This window comes from Comamonas sp. MYb69 (genome assembly GCF_037479315.1).
GTDB lineage: Bacteria > Pseudomonadota > Gammaproteobacteria > Burkholderiales > Burkholderiaceae_C > Comamonas.
Window position 1 is genome coordinate 195,971 of sequence record NZ_JBBGZG010000011.1, and the last position, 22,120, is coordinate 218,090.

The window sequence follows — 22,120 nt, forward strand, 5'->3', positions numbered from 1 at the left end:
TGCGCGCGCACTGCGATGCTGGTGGCGCTGCTGGTGTTACCGGTCAGTGTCTGGGCGCAGGTCTGTGCAGTGCCCGGCAAGGACGGTGCAGGCTCTGCAACTGGCATAGTAAATAGCTACTTTCCAGGCACTACGGCATCTCTGAATGCTGGCAGTACCAGCTTGACCATTGGTGCCCGAAATACGGCAGGCGCAACGACTGCGTTCGCTGCCAATGACCTCATGCTGGTCATCCAGATGCAGGACGCCAGCATCAATGCCGTCAACTCCAGCGCCTACGGCAGCGGTGGCAGTGGTGGTCAGGGTTCCACCAGCGTCAATAACACCGGTCTGTATGAGTTTGTCCGTGTGGTCTCGGTTTCTGGGTCCACCGTGACGTTCACGCCGGCGCTGGCCAATAACTATCGCAACGCAACGGCAACCTCCACTTCTGGCCAGAAGACCTACCAAGTCGTGCGGGTGCCGCAGTACACCACGGCGGCCGTCAGCGGTGTCACCGCCCCCGCTTGGAATGGTTCCACCGGTGGCGTCGTTGCCATTGATGCCCGCGATACTTTGACGCTCAATAGCGGCACGGTGGAGGGTCAGACCGGCCGTGCCATTTTCCTGGCAGGCAAGGGCTTTCGCGGTGCCATCGGCAGCAATGGCTCCGCACAGGGATCGCGAGACGATTGGATGGGCACTTATGCTGCTGCGGGTGGCGGAGGCGGGAAGGGTGAAGGCATTGCAGGCACACCGCAGTATTTGGCCAACAAGAGCGGAAACTATGGCGCAAAGCTGACGAATGCGGTTCTCAATGGGGGCATCAGCCAGATAGATTCGGGCATCGAAGGCTACCCAGGAGGCTCGCGCGCGCGCGGCGCCCCGGGCAATGCCGGCGGTGGTGGTGCCGATGGCGCACCTGCTGGTGTCAATAACAACAATTACAACGCAGGCGGCGGTGGCGGCGGCAACTACGCCGCCGGCGGACTGGGTGGTCGGCCCTGGGCGTATCCCTTGGTCGACAGCGGTGGTCGCGGCGGCGGTGGCTATATGGGTACCACCGCCTTCAACCGTATTTTCTTGGGTGGTGGCGGTGGTGCGGGTAGTACCAACAATGGCACCGCAGATTCTGCAGCCTACAGCAACAACGGTATTGGGTGTTCGGATGCGGATGGCCGTTGCTCCTCCGGTGCATCGGGTGGCGGTATTGTCATTTTGCGTGCGCAGAACATTACTGGTACCGGTGTGATCGATGTGCGCGGCGCCAATGGCTACAACGTGCAAAACGATGCGGCAGGTGGCGGTGGCGCAGGCGGCTCGGTGGTGATCCATACGCTTGAAGGCGGCACTGCCGTGATTGATGCCAGCGGTGGTGACGGTGGCAACGCCTGGGCGGGCAGCCAGACTGGCACTGCCGGACGCCATGGCCCTGGCGGCGGCGGCGGCGGTGGCTTTATCGCTTTTTCTCCATCCAGCATGGTGGTCACGACGACCATCAATGGTGGCACTCCGGGTTACACCACCAATGGCACGACGGACAACTACGGCGCCTTTGGTAACCAGGGCGGCGTTGCCTCGTTCCAGTCACCCAATGCACCAGGCACCTTGCCGGGTGCTTCTTGCGCCCCAGATCTGCGCTTGGCCAAGAGCAACGGTGTCAACATTGTGAATGCGGGTAGCACAACCGCCTACACCCTGACCGCCAGTAATGTGGGCGCTTCACCCACCACGGGTTTGATTACCGTGGTCGACAAGTTGCCTACAGGTTTGACGATTCCCTCAGGTACCATTTCCTTGGGGGGGACCAATGCCGCCAACTGGAGCTGTAGCGGCGCAGCCGGCGGCAGTGTGATCACCTGTACCAGCTCTACTGCCATTGCTGCGGCCGGTAGCAGTGTGTTTAGTGTGACGGTCAATGTCGGTCTGAGTTCGGCAACCAGCACAACCATCACCAACAAGGCCAAGATTGGTGGAGGCGGGGATCCGCTCAACGGCTCCGCCCCTACTGAGGCGACCGCGACGGCGTGTACCGGTAACCAGTCACCCGCTGGTTGTGCCATCGATGTCGATGCCGTGAAATCGCCTTTGCTGAGCTTGACCAACAATGACAACACCGATGTGGTCTTGGCAGGTGGGACGACCATCTATGCGTTGACCGTCAACAACGTCGGTGATGCGCCAAGTGCCGGCGTGGTCACCGTTGTGGATGTCTTGCCCACGGGCATGTCCTATACGGGTGCAGCGACTTTCAGCAGCGGCATTTTCAGCTGTAGCTATACCGCGTCAAGCAACAGCATCACCTGCACCACCAGCACCGCTATTGCGGCAGGTGGCAGTGCTGCGATTTCGCTGCCGGTCTCAATTGCCAGCACGGCGCCCAGCGCCTTGGTGAACCTCGCCCGCGTTGGTGGCGGCAGTGATTCCAGCAAGCCCAGTGCGCCCACGGTCGCGACCACGCAAACGTGCTCGCCATCGGTGGCTTCGGATATCGCCACGGGTTGCGCGGCCGATACCGATGCGGTCAAGCGTGTGCAACTGAACCTGACCAAGGACGATGGCCGCTTTGGCATCTATGTCGGCGGCACGACGACCTATGCCTTCCGCGTCAGCAATACTGGCGATGCCGACTCGGTGGGCACGATCAATTTCCGCGATGTGCTGCCCACGCCGATGAACTGGCCAGCAGCGCTGACCAAGACGGGCCCCAATGCCGCAGACTGGACCTGCACTCGGGTCAGCAACACGGAAGTCAGCTGTACCTCGAGCACGGTGATTGCGGCGGGGGCTGTCAGCCAGTTTAGTCTGCTGGCCAATGCAGGCGCGATGACCAGCGGCAACCAGTACATGAACAAGGCATTGGTCACTGGCGGTGCCGACGCCGTCCTGGGCTCTGCAGCACCGACCACCACGCAAGTCAATGCCTGTACCAACAACAGTATTCCAGCCGGTTGCGCCATCGATCTGAACACGGCGCAGACACCACCCATCCTGCGGCTGACCAAGACCCATTCCAATCCCCAGTCCAAAGCGCCTGGCGATACGGTGGCTTTCACGCTCACCGTTGCTAACTCCGCCACCGTCGAAGCCCTGGCCAATACCGTGCGGGTGGTCGATGTTTTCCCCACGGGGCTCAGCAATTTCACCGTGAACGCCACCCAGGGTATCTTTAGCTGTGCCATGGGCTCGGGTGCCGACAGCAATGTGCTGACCTGCAACAACACCGGCGGCGCATTGGCCGCCAGCACCAGCGCCACCATCGCTGTCACTGCCACGGTATCGGCGACCACCAGCACCACCTTGGTCAACAAGGCGCAGGTGGGTACCGACAACACGGATCCCACGACCAGCAGCTACCCCACCAGCACGACGGCGGCGGCCTGTACCGCTGTCAATACGCCGACCGTCGGTTGCGCCACGGACTCGATCCCGGTGGTGCCATCGGCCACCTTGACGGTGGTGGCAAACGTGGCAAGCCGTGCCGCCAGTACCGACCAGTTCACCGTTGCCATCAGCAACGGCCCCACTGCGACGACCTCGGGCACGGCCACCAGCGCAAGTACCGCGGCCTTTGCGGCTACCCCGGGCACCAGCTACGCACTGAGTGAAACGGCTGCCGGCACGACCAACCTGGCGCGCTATACCACCACCTACGCCTGTACCAATGCCACCGCAGGCGGCACCTCGGTGGCGCCGGGCACTGGCACCACCGTGAATGTGACCCCGCAGGCGGGCGATGCCATCACCTGTACGTTCAGCAATACCCCGATCGCGCCGCGCCTGACCCTGGTCAAGAGCATTGCCTCGCGCGCACTGGCCTCGGACCAGTTCACGATCGCCATCAGCAATGGTGGCCCCACCGTATCGACCGCCGGCACGGCAACCTCGGCAAGCACCACGACTTACACGGCCACCGCCGGCACCAGCTACACACTGAGTGAAGTAGCAGCCGCTGGCGCCAACTTGGCGCGCTACAACAGCAGCTACAGCTGTACCAACACGGGCGTTGCCGGCACCACCATGCCTTCGGGCACGGGCACCAGCTTCAGCCTGGCGCCCCAGGCGGGCGACAACATCAGCTGTACCTTCAGCAACAGTGCCATTGCGCCCAAGCTGACGGTCAACACGGTCGTATCGGGCCGCATTCTCGGCACCGACCAGTTCAGCGTGGGCATCAACAATGGCGGCCCTAGCGCCACCACCAGCGGCACGCAAACCACAGCCTCGGCAGGCCCGACCACCGCGACGGCCGGCACCAGCTACCTGCTGACTGAAACCGCCGCCGGCACACCTGCGACCAACCTGGCCCGTTACACCACCACCTACAGCTGTACCAATGCGACGGCGGGCGGCACCAGCGTGTCCTCGGGTGCGGGTACCTCCATCACGGTCGTACCCCAAGCCGGTGATGACATCAGCTGTACCTTTACCAACACGCCGGTCTACCCCAAGCTCAGCGTGACCAAGGCCGCATCACCGACCAGCTTTGTCGTGGGTGCCAGCGGCCAGAGCTACCGCATCACCATTGGCGTGGCCAACGGGCCCACCACTGCGGCCATCAGCATCGCCGACAGCCTGCCCGCTGGCGTGACCCTGTCGGGTGCGCCAACCGTCAGTGGCGCCGCCACGCTGAGCGGTTGCAGCAGCAGTGGCAGCAGCATTGGTGCTTGCCAACTGGCCAGCGGCCTGGCCGATGGCAGCTATGTGCTGACCATTCCCGTGTCGGTGGCATCATCGGCCACGGGCGCCGGCGCTGCCAACACCGCCAATCTGGGCGGCGGTGGTGATCCCAGCTGTACGGCTGCCGCAACGACGGAGGCATGTGATCCCACCACCGGTGCGGTTGCCGTCAAGACCCCGGCCAATGTCAGCCTGGCCAAAACCGGCGCAGCCACTGCGGTGGCAGGCAATAGCTATGTCTACACGCTGGCGCTGAGCAACAGCGGCCAGACCGCCACGGCCTCCAACCTGGTGGTGCGAGACCAGCTCGCCACCGGCATGGTTGCCACGGGCGTTACCGGCGCCAACTGCGGCACCTTGCCCAGTGCGGCAGGTGCCTTGCTGACCTGTACCGTGGCTGATCCGATCGCAGCAGATGGTGGCTCTGCCAGCATCCAGCTGACCGTGACCATGCCCAGCGGTGGCGGCAATGTCGTCAACTATGCGGCAACCCATCCATCGGGCAGCGGAAATCCGGGTGTGGACCCTGGCCCGGCCTGTACCAATGCGGCCAATGTGGCTTGCGCCAGCTCGACGGCCGCCGTCAGCACTCCCGCCAATGTCAGCCTGAGCAAGACGGGCGCAGCCACGGCGCTGACCGGCTCCAGCTATGTCTACACGCTGACCCTGAGCAACAGTGGCCAGTTGGCCACCGGCAGCAACCTGATCGTCAAGGACAAGCTGCCTGCAGGCGTGGTGGCCACTGGCGTGACTGGCGCCAGCTGCGGCGCGCTGCCCAGCAGTGCCGCCGCCTTGCTGACCTGTACCGTTGCCAGCCCGCTGGCAGCCGGTGCATCGGCCAGCATCCAGCTGACCGTCACTTTGCCAAGTAGCGGCGGTACCGTCGTCAACAACGCTGCTACCAACCCCACGGGCTCGGGCGCTCCGGGCGTGGACCCCAGTGTTACCTGTGTGAACAGCAGCACGACTGCTTGCGCAAGCCACAGTCTGTCGGTCAACACACCGGCGAGCCTGGCCACCACCAATGTGCTGACCTTGGTCAATGGCAGCCCCGTGCCCGCTGGCTACCTGGCCAAGCCTGGTGATGTGCTGACCTATACCGTCAGCGTCACCAACAGTGGCGGCACGGCAGGCAGCACCGATGTTGGCCAGACCGTGCCAGCAGGTACCGCTTACACCGGCACGGGTGAGGGTTGGAGTGCAGGTTGCACGGCAGCGGGTACGCAGTGCGCGCAAACCGTGGCAGTGGGTGCAGGCCTGACCAGCACCGTGCAGTACACGGTGACTGTTGCCAGCCCAGGCAGCACTGCGACCATCGTGGACACCGTCACCAGCTCGGTGGGTACCTGCACGACCTGTGTGGTGACTACCGACACACAGCATGCAGATATGCAGGCAACCGTGACGGTGACGCCAGGCACGACCAGCACGACGGGTGTGGAGTTGATCTACACCAGCGTCTGCAAGAACAATGGTCCACAGACGGCGCTGAACGCCGCTTGCACGGTGACCTCTCCAGCCGGCGCGGTGACGACCTGTACGCCCACCAGCCCGGCAGCGACGCTTGCATCGGGATCCAGCATCACCTGTACCACCAAGCTCACACCGAGCGTGGTGGGTGACTATGCCGTGAGCGTTGCCACCAGCAACACCCTGTACGACGCCGTGACGAGCAACAATGCCGCCACCGCGACGGTCAAGGTCAACACGCCAGCGGCTCTGCGCATCGTCAAGACCCTGGCGCAAGTCAATGGCGCGGCTGTGCCTGCTAACTACGCGGCCAAGATCGGCGACAAGCTGACCTACGCTATGGTCGTTACCAACACCGGTGGCACTGCTGGCACGACAGTCCTGACTGAAACCGTGCCAGAAGGTACCCAGTTTGTGGGCGGTAGTGCTCCTGATGTAACTCAAGGCTGGAGCCAGACACCACAGGCTTGCGGCGTGGCAGCCAGCACCTGCACGCAAAGCGTGACGGTGCCAGCGCAGAGCGCCGAAGGTGTGGCTGGTGAGCAAACCGTGCGCTTCACGGTGGAAGTGCTTGCCCCAGCGACCAGCAACGGCAAGATCACCAATACCGTGAGCAGCGACATTGCTGCAGCTTGCGCCTCTGGTACTTGCTCGGTCGAAACCGCCAACGCCGTCGCCGACATGCAAGCGCAGATCACCAGCAGCTTGCCAAGTGCTGTGGTGGTGGGCCAAAGCGTGACCATCACCGGTACCTGTACCAACAATGGTCCCGTCAGTGCTGTTGGCGCCAGCTGCCAGATGGCAGTGCAGAACGGTGCTGCATCGGTCGGTGCAACTTGCGATGCAGCCAAGACCTTGGCAGTGAGCGAGACGCTGAGCTGCTCGGTGACCTTCACCGCTGCCCAAGGCGACATCAGTGCGACCATCAATGCAGCAACGCAGAGCTACGAGTCCAACACTGCGAACAACACGGACACCAAGTCCACGGTGGGTAATACGCCAGCTAGCCTGGCGACCACCAATGTGCTGACCTTGGTCAATGGCAGCCCCGTGCCAGCTGGCTACCTGGCCAAACCCGGTGATGTGCTGACCTATACCGTCAGCGTCACCAACAGCGGCGGTACTGCAGGTTCCACGGAAGTGGGCCAGACTGTGCCCGCAGGTACGACCTACACGGGCACGGGTGAGGGTTGGAGTGCAGGTTGTGCTGCGGCGTCCAGCACCTGTAGCCAGACGGTTGCAGTGAGTGCGAACCAAACCAGCACCGTGCAGTACACGGTGACCGTTGCCAGCCCAGGCAGCACTGCCACCATCGTGGACACCGTCACCAGCTCGGTGGGCACCTGCACGACTTGCCAAGTCACCACCGACACGCAGCATGCAGATATGCAGGCAACCGTGACCGTCAGCCCAGGCACGACCAGCACGACTGGTGTGGAGCTGACCTACACCGCCGTTTGCAAAAACAACGGCCCGCAAAGCGCTATCAATGCAACTTGCGTGGTGACCGCACCAGCGGGCGCATCGGCAGCAATCTGCACGCCAACCAGCCCAGCGGCGAGCTTGGCTTCGGGTGAGAGCATCACCTGCGTTACCAAGCTCACGCCAAGCACGGCTGGTGACTATGCCGTGAGCGTGGCTACCAGCAATGACTTGTACGACGCAGCGCCAAGCAACAACACTGCCAACACCACCGTCAAGGTCAATACGCCAGCGGCGCTGAACATCACCAAGACCTTGGCGCAAGTCAATAGCGCTGCTGTGCCAGCCAACTATGCAGCCCAGATTGGCGACAAGCTGACCTACGCAATGGTTGTGACCAACACGGGTGGTACATCCGGCACCACGGTGCTGACCGAGACCGTGCCAGAGGGCACCCGCTTTGTAGGCGGCATCGCTCCTAACGAGAGCCAGGGTTGGAGCCAAGCACCGGTCTGCGAAGCAGCAGCCACCACCTGCACGCAAAGCGTGACCGTGCCAGCGCAAAGCGCAGAAGGTGTGGCCGGTGAGCGGACCGTAGAGTTCACGGTGGAAGTGCTTGCCCCAGCTACTAGCAACGGCAAGATCACCAATACCGTGAGCAGCGACATCCCAGCTGCTTGCGCCTCTGGTACTTGCTCGGTCGAAACTGCTAACGCAGTTGCCGATATGCAAGCGCAGATCACCAGCAGCTTGCCAAGTGCGGTGGTCGTGGGTCAAAGCGTCACCATCACTGGTTTGTGCACCAACAATGGCCCAGCCAATGCGGTCAACGCCAGCTGCGAGATGACAGTGAGCAATGGCGGCAACAACACTGCAGTGACCTGCGGTGCAAATGCAACCTTGGTAATGGGTGGCAGCATCAGCTGTACTGCAAGCTTCACCGCTGTTGAAGGTGCTATCAGCGCAAGCATCCAAGCTGCAACGCAAAGCTATGACAGCAATACGGCCAACAACACCGACACCAAGTCGACGGTGGGTAATACCGCAGCCAGCTTGGTGACCACCAATGTGTTGACCGCCGTGAACGGCAGCCCCGTGCCAGCGGGCTACCTGGCTAAGCCCGGTGATGTGCTGACCTACACAGTGACCGTGGTGAACAGCGGCGGCACGGCAGGCAGCACCGATGTGGGCCAGACCGTGCCAGCAGGTACCACTTACACCGGAACGGGTGAGAGTTGGAGTGCAGGTTGTGCTGCGGCGTCCAGCACCTGCAGCCAGACGGTGGCAGTGGGCGCGGGCCAAACGAGCACCGTTACCTACACCGTCACCGTGGCTGGCCCAGGCAGCACGGCGAGCATCGTTGACACGGCTACCAGCAGTGTCGGCAGCTGCAGCAGCTGCCAGGTGACGACCGGCACGCAGCATGCAGACATGCAGGCCACCGTGACGGTGACACCGGGCACGACCAGCACCACGGGTGTGGAGCTGATCTACACCAGCATCTGCAAGAACAATGGCCCGCAAACGGCCTTGAACGCGGCTTGCCTGGTGACGGCTCCCGCTGGTGTACAAACCATCTGCGCGCCCACGACGCCCGCCGCAACGCTGGCATCGGGCGACAGCATCACCTGCACCACCAAGATCACGCCAAGTGCAGCCGGTGACTATGCCGTGAGCGTGACCTCCAGCAATGACTTGTACGATGGCGCACCGGGCAACAACACGGCGACGAGGACCGTCAAGGTCAACACGCCCGCCGAGCTGAACATCGCCAAGACCCTGGCGCAAGTCAACGGTGCGGCTGTGCCCGCCAACTACGCAGCCAAGATCGGCGACACGCTGACCTACCAACTGCGGGTGACCAACGCGGGCGGTACTGCCAGCACCCTCGTGCTGACCGAGACCGTGCCAGAAGGCACCCAGTTTGTAGGCGGCATCGCCCCTAACGAGAGCCAGGGTTGGAGCCAAGCACCGGTCTGCGAAGCAGCAGGAAGCACCTGCGAGCAAAGCGTGACGGTGCCCGCACAAAGCGCAGAAGGTGTGGCCGGTGAGCAAACTGTTGCGTTCACGGTGGAAGTGCTTGCCCCAGCGACCAGCAGCGGCAAGATCATCAATACGGTGACCAGCGATGTGCCAGCCGCTTGCGCGGCCGGTGGTTGCATGGCAGAGACGGCCAATGCGGTGGCGGACATGCAGGCGCAGATCACGACGATCCCGTCTGGCGCTGTGGTGGTGGGTCAAAGCGTGACTATCTCCGGCCAGTGCACCAACAATGGACCGGCGGAGGCCCTCAATGCCAGCTGCGTGATGACCGTGAACAATGGTGGCACAAGCATTGCCGCAATCTGCGATGCCAACGCCAACCTGGCGGTGGGCGGAAGTCTCAGCTGCACGGCGACCTTTGCTGCGGCAGAGGGTGCGATCAGTGCCAGCATGACGGCAGCAACGCAAAGCTACGAAAGCGACACCGCCAACAACAGCGATGCCAAGGCCGTCAACGGCAATACACCTTCGGCGGTGACGGTGACCAATGTGCTGGTGAAGGTGAACGACGCGCCCGTGCCAGCGGGCTATGTGATCAAGCCCGGCGACAAGCTCACCTACCAGGTGCTGGTCAGCAACACAGGCGGCACGCCTGGCTCGACGGTGCTGACCGAGACGGTGCCTGCGGGTACCCGCTATGTCGGCACGGGTGAAGGCTGGACGGCGGGTTGCGTGGCCGCAGGCAGCAGCTGCACGCAGCCAGCAACGGTGCCGGGCGGCAGCCCGCAAGCGCCGGGTACGGTGGCCTTTGAATACACGGTGCGCGTGGACGACACGGTGACCAGCCCGAATGTGGTCAACACCGTGGGCAGCAGTGCAGCAGGCAGCTGCAGCGCCGCCTGCTCGGTGAGCACGCCAACGCAAGCCGCGGATATGCAGGTGAGCATGCCCGCCACCCTCGATGCCAAGGTGGGGGTGGAGTTCACGCTGACCTCGACCTGCCGCAACGCAGGCCCGGCCACGGCGACCCATGCACGTTGTGACGTCAGCGGCGCGCCTGCCGGTGCGGTCACGGTCTGCACGCCGACCCAGCCCGTGGCGGCACTGGCGGTGGGCGAGTCGATCACCTGTACCACCAAGTTCACGCCGGCCTCCACCGCTGCGATCACGATCACAACCCGTGCCAGCAGCGATGTGTATGACCCGGTGGCAGCGAACAACGAGGCCACGTCGTCTGCGCTGTTTACCAACACGCCGCCCACCGATGTCAAGCGGGTGCCCGTGAATGCCGCTTGGGCGCTGGCCTTGATGGCGCTGCTGCTGGTGCTGTTGGCGGGCAAGGCCCTGCCGCAGCGCCAGGGCCGTCGTCCCCAGGACTGAGCGTTCTGAGCGTGAGCCTCTCCGGCCCGGCTGCATGGCTTGCACCGGGCCGGTTTCTTTTGCGGCTGTTTTCTCCCTGCATTGCGCACAACTGCATTGAATGCGAGACAATTCCCCGCATGAACTGGCTCGATCAAGTGAAATGGGACGCGCAGGGCCTGGTGCCCGTCATTGCGCAGGAGCAGCACTCCAAGGATGTGCTGATGTTTGCCTGGATGAACCGCGAAGCGCTGGCCCATACGGCCGAGCTGGGCCGGGCGGTGTACTTCAGCCGCTCGCGTGGCAAGCTGTGGTTCAAGGGCGAGGAGTCCGGCCATGTGCAGACCGTGCATGAGATCCGCATCGACTGCGACAACGATGTGGTGCTGCTGAGCGTGACCCAGACCGGGCATGAGCCGGGCATCGCCTGCCACACCGGTCGCCATAGCTGTTTTTACAGTGTGTTGCGGGATGGCCAGTGGCAAGCGGTCGATCCGGTCTTGAAAGACCCGGAATCGATCTACAAATAATCCCTGTCCCGGCACTGTCTTCTTTGGCAGCCCTGGGTGGCTGCTTCGCTATATTTTCGTTATGACCGATACCTCTGCTTCCGCTGCCCTGTCCTCCACCGATGCCTTGCTGCGTCTGGCCGAGGTGCTGGAGTCGCGCAAACCCGCCAATGGCGGCGATCCTGAGACCAGCTATGTGGCACGCTTGCTGCACAAGGGCCCGGATGCCTTTTTGAAGAAGGTGGGGGAAGAGGCGACCGAAGTGGTGATGGCGGCCAAGGATGTGGACCATGGCGCGCCAGCCTCCAAGCTGGTGTACGAAGTGGCCGATCTGTGGTTTCATACGATGGTGGCGCTGGCCCACTATGGCCTGAGCCCCGCCGATGTGGTGAACGAGCTGGCGCGCCGCGAGGGCTTGAGTGGCCTCGAAGAAAAAGCGATGCGCAAGGTGAAAGACCGTGAAGCTGAAGAAGGGAGTTCCGCATGAACGACGTCGTTGACGTGAAGACCGTTGATTCGGCCGCGATGGAAAGCCTCAAGACCTGGGGCTGGGTCAGCTATCTGCTGCACCTGATTGTGGCCGTGGCAGCGGTGGTGCCCACCGCCCAGGCCAGCATCGTGCTGCTGCTGATCGCGCTGGTGATTGACCTGGTCAAGCGCAGCGATGCGCAGGGTACCTGGCAGCAAAGCCATTTTTCCTGGCGCATCCGCAGCGTGGTCTGGGCCGGCGTGCTGTATGTCATCACCGCGCCGCTGTGGTTCCTCTTCGTCGTTCCGGGCTGGATCGCCTGGACCCTCATTTCCGTCTGGTTCCTCTATCGCATCGTGCGCGGCATGGTGGCGATGAACAAAGACCAGGCCATCAATGGCTAGCCACACACCAGCACCCGAGACGCCGGAGCCAGCAGCCCCCGCTGAGGCCGAAGCGCCCAAGCGGGTGCCCCGCTCCAAGGGGGTGGACGAGAACACGCCGCCCATCAGCCTGGCCTTGCAGGGTGGCGGCTCGCATGGCGCCTTTACCTGGGGCGTGCTCGATGCCTTGCTGGCTGACCGCAGCCTGTGGATAGAAGGTGTGAGCGGCACCAGCGCCGGGGCGATGAACGCCGTGGTGATGGCCTATGGCTACGGCAAGGCAGCAGCCACCGAAACCGACAAGCGAAAAGCCCATGACGCGGGCTGTGAATCGGCCCGCGAGAGCCTCAAGCAGTTTTGGGAAGGGGTAGGCACGATGGGCAGCCTGATGGCGGGTGTGCCGATGGCCGGCAAGGCCATCTGGGACATGATGAGCCAGTGGCTCTCGCCCTACCAGACCAACCCGCTCGACATCAACCCCTTGCGCCGCCTGCTGGAAAAGGTGGTGGACTTTGACTTTCTCCAGCATGAGCAGGGCCGCAATGCGCCCCGGGTATTTGTCTGCGCCACCAATGTGCGCACCGGCAAGGGGGAAGTCTTCAGCGGCAAGCGGCTGACGGCCGACGCGGTGATGGCCTCGGCTTGCCTGCCGATGATGTACAAGGCCGTCGAGATCAAGGACCAGTACTACTGGGATGGCGGCTACTCCGGCAACCCCTTGCTCTACCCGCTGATCTACCAGACGGGCAACAGCGATGTGCTGCTGGTGCAGCTCAACCCCATTGAATACAACGAGGTGCCGACCAACGCCCAGGAGATCATGGACCGCATCAACGAGATCACCTTCAACGCCAGCTTGCTGGCCGAGCTGCGCGCCATGGGCTTTGTGCGCCGCCTGCTCGATGAAGGCAAGCTAGACCGGGAGCGCTACAAGTACATGCTGATGCACCATGTCGATGGAGGTGCTGTGCTCAAGAGCTATGGCGCATCGAGCAAGAACCGCTCGGATGCGCCTTTTGTGCGCGAGCTGTGCGAGCGGGGCCGTGTCTCCGGCGAGAACTGGCTCACCAAGCACCGGGCGGATGTTGGTGTGCGATCTGGTTTCAAGGTGTAATCTACTGCCTGTTGGCACAGTTGCTGCTTGTGCCGGTTACTGCGGGTTGCCAGCAACGGCGGCACCCTTGTTTTGAGAGATAAGAAGTTTATGCACGATCCTGATTGCCTTTTTTGCAAAATCATTGCCGGCCAGATCCCGTCGAGCAAGGTCTATGAAGACGAGGACATGCTGGTGTTCAAGGACATCCACCCAGCCGCGCCCGTGCATCTGCTGATGGTGCCCAAGCTGCATATCGCCTCGATGGCGCAGGTCAGCGCCGAACAGGCACCGCTGTTGGGCCGCATGCTGGCCAAGGCGCCGCAACTGGCGCTGGATAACGGCTGCCATCCCTATCCGCAAGGCGGTTTCCGGCTGATGGTCAACACCGGCGAAGAGGGCGGCCAGGAGGTGCACCATCTGCACATCCACCTGCTGGGCGGCCCCCGGCCCTGGAAAAAGGGCTGAGCCCTGCGCAGGCCACGGGCTGAAGCCCTGGCCGCGTGACAGTATTACGAAACCGGTAGATGCCCAAGGCGTCTAAAATGCGCATATTCGCTAGGAGAATTTCATGGGTTCCTTTTCTGTTTGGCATTGGCTGATTGTTCTGCTCATCGTGGTGCTGGTATTTGGTACCAAGAAGCTCAAGAACATCGGCACCGATCTGGGTGGTGCCGTCAAGGGCTTCAAGGATGGCATCAAGGACGGCGGCGAATCCGCCTCGCCCGCTGCATCCACGACGACCACGGCACAGCAAGTGGGTCAGTCGCCTGCGGCTGACAAGAACACCACCATCGACGTCGAAGCCAAGAACAAGGGCTGATGTGCGCATGACAGGGGCTGCGGGCAAGCCGCAGCAACCGCTTGTGTGCATTCGATGGGGTTGGAATGTTTGATCTCGGTATCTCCAAGATGGCCTTGATCGGTGCGGTGGCACTGATCGTCATTGGCCCTGAAAAACTGCCGCGCGTTGCGCGCACGGTAGGCACATTGCTGGGCAAGGCGCAGCGCTATGTCAACGACGTCAAGTCCGAGGTCAACCGATCGATGGAGCTCGACGAGCTGCGCAAGATGAAGGAGAACGTCGAGTCGGCCGCGCGTGATGTGGAAAGCACCATCCGCACCAACTCCGCAGACTTCGAGAAAAACCTCAACGACCAGGCCAATGGCACGGCTTCATCGGGCAGCGACGACAGCTTCTACACCGCCGATCCCTATGCCGAGAGCTATGACGGCGGCTCGGCATCGACGGTGGCTCCGGTCTACCACCACCCTCGCAAGAACTGGCGCGTAAAGCGCGGCGCCACACCCCAGTGGTACAAGCACCAGGCGGGTGTGCGCACCCATGTGCAATCGGGTGCAGCGCGCGTGGCACGTTTTCGGCCCAAGAAGCCATCGTCTGGCCTGTGATGGCGCCCGCAACGCAGCCCGCTCCCAGAGCCGCGCGTTGGCATGTTTTCTCACTGGTATTTCCATCGGCCCGGGGCGCTGCAGCCTGCGCTAACGCGCTGCGCTCCCGTGAGGCCTTGATCCGCAACAGATATCCCCATGTCCGAAACCCCTTCTAAAGAAGACGAGCTGGCCGGCACCGAGCAGCCCTTTGTGCAGCACCTGATGGAACTGCGCGATAGGCTGCTCTACAGCATTGGTGGCGTGCTCGTGGCCCTGGCTTTGTTGGCCTTCTGGCCTGGCCCCGATGGGCTGATGAACTTCATCGCGCATCCGATCAAGATGCACATGCCGCCCGATGCCAAGCTGATTGCCGTGGGCGTGTTCTCGCCTTTCATCGTGCCCCTCAAGGTGCTGGGCATGGCGGCCATTTTGCTGGCCTTGCCCTGGATCATGTACCAGCTCTGGGCCTTTGTGGCCCCGGGCCTCTACATGCATGAGCGCAAGTTTGCGCTGCCGTTGATCTTCTTTGGCAGCTTGCTGGCCTATGCCGGCATTGCCTTTGTGCAGCTGTTTGTGCTCGATCGCATGTTTGGCTTTATCCAGCATTTCACGCCATCAAGCGTGGCGGCCACGCCCGATATTGCCTCCTATGTCGAAGCCATTTTGTCGCTCTACCTGGCCTTTGGCCTGGCCTTCCAGGTGCCCATTGTGGTGATCCTGCTGGTGCGGCTGGGCATCGTCGAGATCGCCAAGCTCAAGTCGTTCCGGGGTTACTTCATTGTGCTGTCCTTTGTCATCGCCGCGGTGGTGACCCCTCCCGATGTGCTGTCGCAGATTTCGCTGGCCGTGCCCATGTGCATTCTGTATGAGGTCGGTATCCTGGGCGCTACCTGGTTCTCGCGCAACCAGCCCAAGAAGGAAGAAGAAGCGGACACGGACGCCGCAGCCTGACCGGCTACCTGCCCACCAGATACGCCAAAGCCCCGTGCTGACCTGAGATCAGCCGGGGCTTTGCTGTTGGTGGGGCAGGGCCAGCACCTGGGGTGGGTCTTGTGCTGTGTCGTTGCGGGGATCGGGTTCGACGGCACCGGTCCACATCCCTTTGATCCACGCGCAAAGGCGAGGGCGCTGCCAACGCCGCTCGCCGCCAGGGCTTAACGCCGGCCTTGGGGCATCGCGCGGTTGTTGACCGGGCGGGTGCCGGGAGTGATCGGCAGGGTCAGGCTCTGGTCGCCCCGGCGCAGCTGCACTTCGGACGTGGTGCCGGGCACGAGAGCCGCCACGGCAGTCAGCAGGCTTTGCACATGGTGCACCTGCATGTCGCCGATCTGGGTGATCACATCGCCCGGGCGGATGCCGGCATTGGCAGCTGGCCCGCTTTGCAGCACGCCGGTGATGATCACACCACTGTCGGCCTTGACGCCAAAGGTCTCGGCCAGCTCAGGCGTCAGGTCATTGGGCTCGACGCCGATCCAGCCACGCGTCACCTTGCCGTCGCGCACAATGCTGTCGAGCACATTCTTGGCCAGGGCCACGGGGATCGCAAAGCCAATGCCCATGCTGCCGCCCGAGCGCGAATAGATGGCCGTGTTGATGCCCACCAGGTTGCCGTTGACATCGACCAGTGCGCCGCCCGAGTTGCCGGGGTTGATGGCCGCGTCGGTCTGGATGAAGTTCTCGAAGGTGTTGATGCCCAGCTCGCTGCGGCCCAGCGCGCTGATGATGCCGCTGGTGACCGTCTGGCCCACGCCAAAGGGGTTGCCAATGGCCAGCACCTGGTCGCCCACCTCGGCCGAGTCGGAGTTGCCCAGCACGATGACGGGTAGCTTGTCCAGGCTGATCTTGAGGATGGCCAGGTCGGTTTCCGGATCGGTGCCAATGACCGTGCCCTTGGCTTTGCGGCCATCGGTCAGGGTCACCTCGATGTCATCGGCCGCTTCCACCACATGGTTGTTGGTGAGCACATAGCCGTCGGGGCTGACGATCACGCCGCTGCCCAGGCCCGCCTGGTTCTGCACGCCCTGGTCGCCAAAGAAGAACTGGAACCAGGGATCATTGGCGCGCGGGTGGCGCACTGCGGTGCTGGTATTGATGCTGACCACGGCAGGCGAGGCCTTTTTGGCCGCAGGGCTGAAGCTGCTGGTGGCCACACTGGCGCGGTTGGCCTCACTTTGCGGCGCCTCGATCAAGGCAATACCGGCATTGCTGCGTACGGCATTGTTGCGCTGCAGCCAGCCCGGCTGCAAGGTGGCGACGATAAAGTACAGGGCCAGCAAGACGGTGACCGATTGTGCGAAAAGAAGCCAGAGGCGTTTCATAAAACCTGGGGTTGGGTGTGGGGTGGCCGCGTCTGGCTAACAGCCCTGAGCGGCGCAGAACATTGCCATTGATTATGGCACCGGGCTTGGTGGCAAGGCTCTGCCAAGGCGCTAGCTGCTGTGCAGACCATGCATGGGTTCACGCTCGATTCGGGCCAGAGGGCCCTGCGCATTCTGGCGCATAGCGCTGTCATCTGCGATGTATTCCATCGTCTTTTGCGATGTCATGGGGGTGACATCGTTCTCGAAACGGTACCAATCTGTTCGATTTTCTGCGAAGTCCTCCAAAATAAGTTGCTTGCGGAACAATATCAGGCTGAACATCGCCGCCGGCTGTGGTGGCATGCCCCAGTGGCGGGCGATACTTTTCGTGACACCGGCAGAGCCCAAAGGGTAAGTACCTAGAATAGTTCCCCAACCTTTTGACTGCGCTCTTTTGCTCATCGTGGTTCCCTGCGAACGGGTCCATCTCTCCTCTCGCTGGCCCTGACTCCCGCCATCCCGGGTCTCGCCGAACCCCTTGATATGCGCCCATAACGCGCTGCGCTTTGCGCTGTCCTGCTCTGGAATGTAGAGGACACATGACTTCGCTGACTGCTGACCAAGGTGGGGCCCAAGCCGCCTCGCCTGCCAACCGGCCTTTGAACCGGAACGATTACAAGACCCTGGGCCTGTCGGCCTTGGGCGGCACCCTGGAGTTTTATGACTTTGTGGTGTTTGTATTTTTTGCCAACGTACTGGGCTCGCTGTTCTTCCCGGCGTCGATGCCCGACTGGATGCGCCAGCTGCAGACGCTGGGCATCTTTGCGGCCGGCTACCTGGCACGCCCCATTGGCGGCATCCTGATTGCCCACTTTGGCGACATCCTGGGCCGCAAGCAGATGTTCACCCTGTCGGTGTTCCTGATGGCGGTGCCCACCTTGGTGATCGGCCTGCTGCCCACCTATGAGACCATCGGTCTGGCCGCGCCCATCCTGCTGCTGGCCATGCGCGTGCTGCAGGGCGCAGCGATTGGCGGCGAAATGCCCGGCGCCTGGGTGTTTGTCGCGGAACACGCACCTGCCAAGCGCTACGGCTTTGCGATTGGCTCGCTGACCTCGGGCATCACCGGCGGTATTTTCCTGGGCTCGATCATTGGCGTCTGGCTCAACAGCGTCTACAGCGCGGCCGAGATCCACGACTGGGCCTGGCGCATTCCCTTCATTCTGGGCGGCGTGTTTGGCCTGGTGTCGGTGTACCTGCGCAAGTTCCTGCATGAGACCCCCATCTTCCAGGAGATGCAGGCCCGCAAGCAGGTCGACCGCGAACTGCCGCTCAAGACCATCCTGCGCGACCACCGCGAAGCCAGCGTGGTCGTGGCACTGATGACCTGGATCCTGTCCACCGCCGTGGTGGTGGTGATTCTGTTCACGCCGTCCTACCTGCAAAAGGTGTTCCATATCGCGCCTGCGGTGGCCCTCAAGGCCAATGCGGTGGCGACCGTGACCTTGACCATCGGCTGCGTGTTCTGGGGCTGGCTGTCCGACCAATGGGGCACGCGTGCCGCCATGGTGCTGGGCTGGGGCGGCATGGCTGTCACTGCCTATCTGTTCTACCTGAACCTGCCAGGCACCGAGATCTCGCTGGTCTGGACCTATGCGCTGGTGGGCTTCTTTGTGGGTGCGATCTCGCTGCTGCCCGTCGTCGGTGTGCGCGCCTTCCCGCCTGAAGTGCGCTTCACGGGCCTGTCCTTCTCCTACAACATGGCCTATGCGGTGTTCGGTGGTTTGACGCCGATGCTGGTGTCCGTCTGGCAACAGGCCGATGTGATGGCGCCTGCGCACTATGTGGCCGCCATGGGCGTGCTGGGCGTCGCGATGGGCTTTTGGCCGCTCGCCGTCAAGGGCTGGGTTGCCAAGAAGTAAATCGGCATCAGACTGATGGCCCCGCAACCCGCTGCATGCCTGGCATCAGCGGGTTTTCTGTTTCTGGCCTGGCGCGCCGCACAGGTCTGAGACAATCGGGCATGACTACGACCCGCCAAGACATGCTGCAGGCCTTTGATGCGCTGCTGCAGCCCGCCCGCTTCAAAGACTATGGCCCCAACGGTTTGCAGGTGGAGGGCAAGGCCGAGATCCGCAAGCTGGTCAGCGGGGTGACGGCATCGCGGGCACTGATCGAGGCGGCCATTGCCGAGCAGGCCGATGCCATCTTTGTGCACCACGGGCTGTTCTGGCGCGGCTACGACGGCCGCATCACCGGCTGGATGAAGCAGCGCATCGAGCTGCTGATCAAGCACGACATCAATTTGTTCGCCTACCACCTGCCGCTGGATGCACACCCGGAGCTGGGCAACAACGCCCAACTGGGCGCGCTGCTGGGCTGGCAGGCCGATGCCCGCTTTGGCGATCAGGAGCTGGGCTTTATCGGCAGCTTCGATGCGGTGGCGCCGGCGCAGGTTGCTGCGCATATCCAACAGACCCTGGGGCGCTCCGTCACCCTGGTGACGGGCGAGACGCCGCGCCCCATCCGCCGCATGGCCTGGTGCACCGGGGGCGCACAAGGTTTCTTCGAGGCCGCGATGGCGGCCGGCGCTGATGGCTTTTTGACCGGTGAAATATCCGAACCCCAGGCCCACCTGGCGCGCGAGACCGGCGTGAGCTTTTTTGCAGCCGGCCACCATGCCACCGAGCGCTATGGCGCACCCGCCGCTGCGGCCGCCGTGGCCCAGCAACTGGGTGTGGCGCACCGCTTTATCGATATCGACAACCCCGCCTGAGGCTTTCTCCAGAGGACCTGCCTGTGCACTCCGCTCCCTTGCTCGCCATCACCCAGGGCGACCCTGCCGGCATTGGCCCGGAAATCGTGGCCAAGGCCTTTCGCGATGCGCCTGAGCAAATGCAGGGCTGCTTTGTCGTGGGCGAGCTGCAGACCCTGCGCCGCGCAGCGCAGCTGTTGCAGGGCCCAGGCCGCTGCGCGCTGCCGGTGGCCGAGATTGTTGAACCGCAAGAGGCTTTGCAGGTGCCGCCGCGCTGCATCCCGGTGCTATCGCTGCCGGGCTTGCCCGGGCCATTGCCCTTTGGCCAGGTGCAGGCCGAGGCCGGGCGTGCTGCTGCCGAATGCGTGCGCTGGGCTGCGCGCCAGGCCTTGCGAGGCCGGATTGCCGGGCTGGTGACGGCGCCACTGAACAAGGAGGCGCTGCACCTGGCAGGGCTGGCCTTCCCCGGCCATACCGAATTGCTGCAGGCCGAAGCGGCCGAGCATGCCGGGCTGCCACTGGCACAGATGCCCGTGCGCATGATGCTGGCCAATGAGGCGTTGCGCACCGTGCTGGTGAGCATCCATGTATCGCTGCGCGATGCCATTGAGGCGGTGACCCAGGCGCAGGTGCTGGAGACCATCCGCATCACGCACGAGGCCTTGCTGCGTGCTCTGGGGCGGCCACCCCGGATTGCGGTGGCAGGGCTCAACCCCCATGCCGGGGAGGCAGGGCTGATGGGCCGCGAGGAGCTCGAGCACATCGCGCCTGCGGTGGCCGCTGCCCAGGCGCTGGGCATGCAGGTGATCGGGCCGGAGCCGCCCGATACCGTGTTCATGCGGGCCCGCCACAGCGCCGGGCACCCGGGCGCCTTTGATGTGGTGGTCGCCATGTACCACGACCAGGGCCTGATCCCCGTGAAGTACCTGGGGCTGGACGAGGGCGTCAACGTGACCCTTGGCCTGCCGCTGGTGCGCACCAGCCCGGACCACGGCACCGCCTTTGATATTGCCGGCCAGGGCCTGGCCGATGCGGCCAGCCTGATCGCGGCGGTGCAGATGGCGCGCCGTTTGGCAGCGGGACAGGCGCAGGCATAAAAAAGCAGCCTCGAGAGGCTGCCGGGTAGCGGTGCAAAAGAAGCAGAATTTCTGCTTCTTTGTTGCAAAAAATCAACGCTTTTGCTGCAGGCTGTCGCGGATTTCACGCAGCAGCACCACGTCTTCCGGGGTGGCAGCGGGCGCTGGAGGGGGCGTGTCGCGCTTGAGGCGGTTGATCTGTTTGACCATCATGAAAATAATGAAAGCCAGAATCGCGAAGTTCACCGCGACGGTGATGAAGTTGCCATAAGCAAACACCGGGATGCCCGCTTTTTTCAGCGCGTCGAGTGTGCGCGGCACGCCATCGGGAATGGTTCCCAGCACCACGAAGAGATTGGAGAAGTCCAGCTTGCCAAAGACCAAACCGACGATGGGCATGATCAGGTCATTGACGACCGAATCGACGATCTTGCCAAAAGCGGCGCCGATGATCACACCAACGGCCAGATCCATCACATTGCCCTTGACCGCGAACTCGCGGAATTCCTTCATGAAGCTCATGCGCTGCTCCTGTCAAATAAACATGACGCCTAGTATCGCTCAGCTTCAAGGGTTTCGGCGCATTGCATGATGGGCAAGACACTTCATACAATCCGCAAAAACCGAGATATAAGCGTTGACCAAGGAGCCCCATGAGTGATTCTTCCATCGACTCCAGTAAAAGGACGTGGCTGATAGCGTCGGGATGCGCAGGTGCTGTCGGAGGAGTCGCCACTGCGGTCCCCTTTGTCAGCTCCTTCCAGCCGTCAGAAAAGGCCAAGGCCGCCGGCGCTGCCGTTGAAGTGGATATCTCGGAGCTCAAGCCCGGCGAGAAAATCACCGCCGAATGGCGCGGCAAGCCGATCTGGATCCTGCGCCGCACGCCCGAGCAGATTGCCGAGCTGCCCCAGCTCGATGGCCAGTTGGCCGATCCCAAATCGGAGCGCACGGCCTACCCGACTCCGGACTACGCCAAGAACGAAACCCGCTCCATCAAGCCCGAGGTGCTGGTGGTGATCGGCATCTGCACCCACCTGGGCTGCTCGCCCACCGACAAGCTCCAGCCCGGCCCCCAGCCTTCGCTGCCCGATGACTGGAAGGGCGGCTTTCTCTGCCCCTGCCACGGCTCGACCTTTGACCTGGCCGGGCGCGTGTTCAAGAACAAGCCCGCGCCCGACAACCTCGAAGTGCCAGCGCACCAGTATCTGAGCGATACCAAGCTGCTGATTGGCGAAGATAAAAAAGCATAA

At 63.0% G+C, this 22,120-nt stretch carries 16 protein-coding genes; 13 read left to right on the top strand and 3 right to left on the bottom strand.

Translation table 11 applies throughout. The features are described 5' to 3' along the window. Window positions 1-222 precede the first annotated feature (222 nt). The 9 genes from WH303_RS16460 to tatC all read left to right on the top strand — a co-directional run bounded on the left by WH303_RS16460 (window position 223) and on the right by tatC (window position 15,690). Complete coding sequence (locus WH303_RS16460) at window positions 223-10,914, top strand: beta strand repeat-containing protein (RefSeq protein WP_339519815.1); 10,692 nt, start codon at window positions 223-225, stop codon at window positions 10,912-10,914. Between the two features lie 110 nt (window positions 10,915-11,024). Beyond that, a complete protein-coding gene (hisI, locus tag WH303_RS16465; protein ID WP_192816996.1) occupies window positions 11,025-11,423 on the top strand; it encodes a phosphoribosyl-AMP cyclohydrolase in 399 nt (132 codons plus the stop codon). A 61-nt stretch (window positions 11,424-11,484) separates the two neighbouring features. Next, window positions 11,485-11,889: a phosphoribosyl-ATP diphosphatase gene (locus WH303_RS16470; protein WP_312988089.1), complete on the top strand. Its 405-nt coding sequence runs from the start codon at window positions 11,485-11,487 to the stop codon at window positions 11,887-11,889. Continuing rightward, on the top strand, window positions 11,886-12,275 hold the full coding sequence (locus WH303_RS16475; protein ID WP_021027784.1) for a DUF4870 family protein: 390 nt from the start codon (window positions 11,886-11,888) through the stop codon (window positions 12,273-12,275). Before WH303_RS16470 ends, WH303_RS16475 begins: the two co-directional genes overlap by 4 nt. Next, the gene (locus WH303_RS16480) at window positions 12,268-13,368 is read left to right on the top strand and encodes a patatin-like phospholipase family protein (RefSeq protein ID WP_084635872.1); all 1,101 of its coding nucleotides are present in this window, start codon (window positions 12,268-12,270) and stop codon (window positions 13,366-13,368) included. Before WH303_RS16475 ends, WH303_RS16480 begins: the two co-directional genes overlap by 8 nt. A gap of 90 nt (window positions 13,369-13,458) precedes the next feature. Further along, window positions 13,459-13,815, top strand: coding sequence for a histidine triad nucleotide-binding protein (locus WH303_RS16485; RefSeq protein ID WP_339519820.1), 357 nt, complete (start codon window positions 13,459-13,461; stop codon window positions 13,813-13,815). A 103-nt stretch (window positions 13,816-13,918) separates the two neighbouring features. Next, entirely contained in the window at window positions 13,919-14,170 is a 252-nt protein-coding gene (gene tatA, locus WH303_RS16490) for a Sec-independent protein translocase subunit TatA (RefSeq protein ID WP_021027787.1), read from the top strand. Between the two features lie 65 nt (window positions 14,171-14,235). After that, window positions 14,236-14,757, top strand: a complete 522-nt coding sequence (gene tatB / locus WH303_RS16495) for a Sec-independent protein translocase protein TatB (protein WP_116927101.1) — start codon at window positions 14,236-14,238, stop codon at window positions 14,755-14,757. A gap of 138 nt (window positions 14,758-14,895) precedes the next feature. Next, window positions 14,896-15,690: a twin-arginine translocase subunit TatC gene (gene tatC / locus WH303_RS16500; RefSeq protein ID WP_116927100.1), complete on the top strand. Its 795-nt coding sequence runs from the start codon at window positions 14,896-14,898 to the stop codon at window positions 15,688-15,690. 203 nt (window positions 15,691-15,893) lie between these two features. On the opposite strand, the gene WH303_RS16505 is transcribed toward tatC, so the two are convergent. Both WH303_RS16505 and WH303_RS16510 read right to left on the bottom strand, forming a co-directional pair. Beyond that, entirely contained in the window at window positions 15,894-17,057 is a 1,164-nt protein-coding gene (locus WH303_RS16505; RefSeq protein WP_021027791.1) for a trypsin-like peptidase domain-containing protein, read from the bottom strand. 111 nt (window positions 17,058-17,168) lie between these two features. Beyond that, window positions 17,169-17,501 carry a hypothetical protein gene (locus WH303_RS16510; RefSeq protein WP_339519822.1) on the bottom strand — a complete coding sequence of 111 codons (333 nt, stop codon included), beginning with the start codon at window positions 17,499-17,501 and terminating at the stop codon, window positions 17,169-17,171. Between the two features lie 137 nt (window positions 17,502-17,638). Here WH303_RS16510 and WH303_RS16515 point away from each other — a divergent pair, with 137 nt between their 5' ends. The 3 genes from WH303_RS16515 (at window position 17,639) to pdxA (ending at window position 20,891) form a co-directional block, all read left to right on the top strand. Beyond that, window positions 17,639-18,961: an MFS transporter gene (locus WH303_RS16515; RefSeq protein WP_021027793.1), complete on the top strand. Its 1,323-nt coding sequence runs from the start codon at window positions 17,639-17,641 to the stop codon at window positions 18,959-18,961. A gap of 101 nt (window positions 18,962-19,062) precedes the next feature. Continuing rightward, window positions 19,063-19,815: a Nif3-like dinuclear metal center hexameric protein gene (locus WH303_RS16520; RefSeq protein WP_339519823.1), complete on the top strand. Its 753-nt coding sequence runs from the start codon at window positions 19,063-19,065 to the stop codon at window positions 19,813-19,815. A 23-nt stretch (window positions 19,816-19,838) separates the two neighbouring features. After that, entirely contained in the window at window positions 19,839-20,891 is a 1,053-nt protein-coding gene (gene pdxA / locus WH303_RS16525) for a 4-hydroxythreonine-4-phosphate dehydrogenase PdxA (protein ID WP_339519824.1), read from the top strand. Between the two features lie 72 nt (window positions 20,892-20,963). Here pdxA and mscL read toward each other — a convergent pair whose 3' ends face one another. After that, complete coding sequence (mscL, locus tag WH303_RS16530) at window positions 20,964-21,392, bottom strand: large conductance mechanosensitive channel protein MscL (protein ID WP_021027796.1); 429 nt, start codon at window positions 21,390-21,392, stop codon at window positions 20,964-20,966. 131 nt (window positions 21,393-21,523) lie between these two features. On the opposite strand from mscL, the gene petA reads away from it, so the two are divergent. Continuing rightward, window positions 21,524-22,120: a ubiquinol-cytochrome c reductase iron-sulfur subunit gene (gene petA, locus WH303_RS16535; protein ID WP_021027797.1), complete on the top strand. Its 597-nt coding sequence runs from the start codon at window positions 21,524-21,526 to the stop codon at window positions 22,118-22,120.

What these genes read in the sequence shown, in the direction of transcription:
- WH303_RS16460 (WP_339519815.1), top strand. Translation starts at nt 223, where the DNA reads ATGCTGGTCATCCAGATGCAGGACGCCAGCATCAATGCCGTCAACTCC.
- WH303_RS16470 (WP_312988089.1), top strand. Translation starts at nt 11,485, where the DNA reads ATGACCGATACCTCTGCTTCCGCTGCCCTGTCCTCCACCGATGCCTTG.
- WH303_RS16475 (WP_021027784.1), top strand. Translation starts at nt 11,886, where the DNA reads ATGAACGACGTCGTTGACGTGAAGACCGTTGATTCGGCCGCGATGGAA.
- WH303_RS16480 (WP_084635872.1), top strand. Translation starts at nt 12,268, where the DNA reads ATGGCTAGCCACACACCAGCACCCGAGACGCCGGAGCCAGCAGCCCCC.
- WH303_RS16485 (WP_339519820.1), top strand. Translation starts at nt 13,459, where the DNA reads ATGCACGATCCTGATTGCCTTTTTTGCAAAATCATTGCCGGCCAGATC.
- tatA (WP_021027787.1), top strand. Translation starts at nt 13,919, where the DNA reads ATGGGTTCCTTTTCTGTTTGGCATTGGCTGATTGTTCTGCTCATCGTG.
- tatB (WP_116927101.1), top strand. Translation starts at nt 14,236, where the DNA reads ATGTTTGATCTCGGTATCTCCAAGATGGCCTTGATCGGTGCGGTGGCA.
- tatC (WP_116927100.1), top strand. Translation starts at nt 14,896, where the DNA reads ATGTCCGAAACCCCTTCTAAAGAAGACGAGCTGGCCGGCACCGAGCAG.
- WH303_RS16505 (WP_021027791.1), bottom strand. Translation starts at nt 17,057, where the DNA reads ATGAAACGCCTCTGGCTTCTTTTCGCACAATCGGTCACCGTCTTGCTG.
- WH303_RS16510 (WP_339519822.1), bottom strand. Translation starts at nt 17,501, where the DNA reads ATGAGCAAAAGAGCGCAGTCAAAAGGTTGGGGAACTATTCTAGGTACT.
- WH303_RS16515 (WP_021027793.1), top strand. Translation starts at nt 17,639, where the DNA reads ATGACTTCGCTGACTGCTGACCAAGGTGGGGCCCAAGCCGCCTCGCCT.
- WH303_RS16520 (WP_339519823.1), top strand. Translation starts at nt 19,063, where the DNA reads ATGACTACGACCCGCCAAGACATGCTGCAGGCCTTTGATGCGCTGCTG.
- mscL (WP_021027796.1), bottom strand. Translation starts at nt 21,392, where the DNA reads ATGAGCTTCATGAAGGAATTCCGCGAGTTCGCGGTCAAGGGCAATGTG.
- petA (WP_021027797.1), top strand. Translation starts at nt 21,524, where the DNA reads ATGAGTGATTCTTCCATCGACTCCAGTAAAAGGACGTGGCTGATAGCG.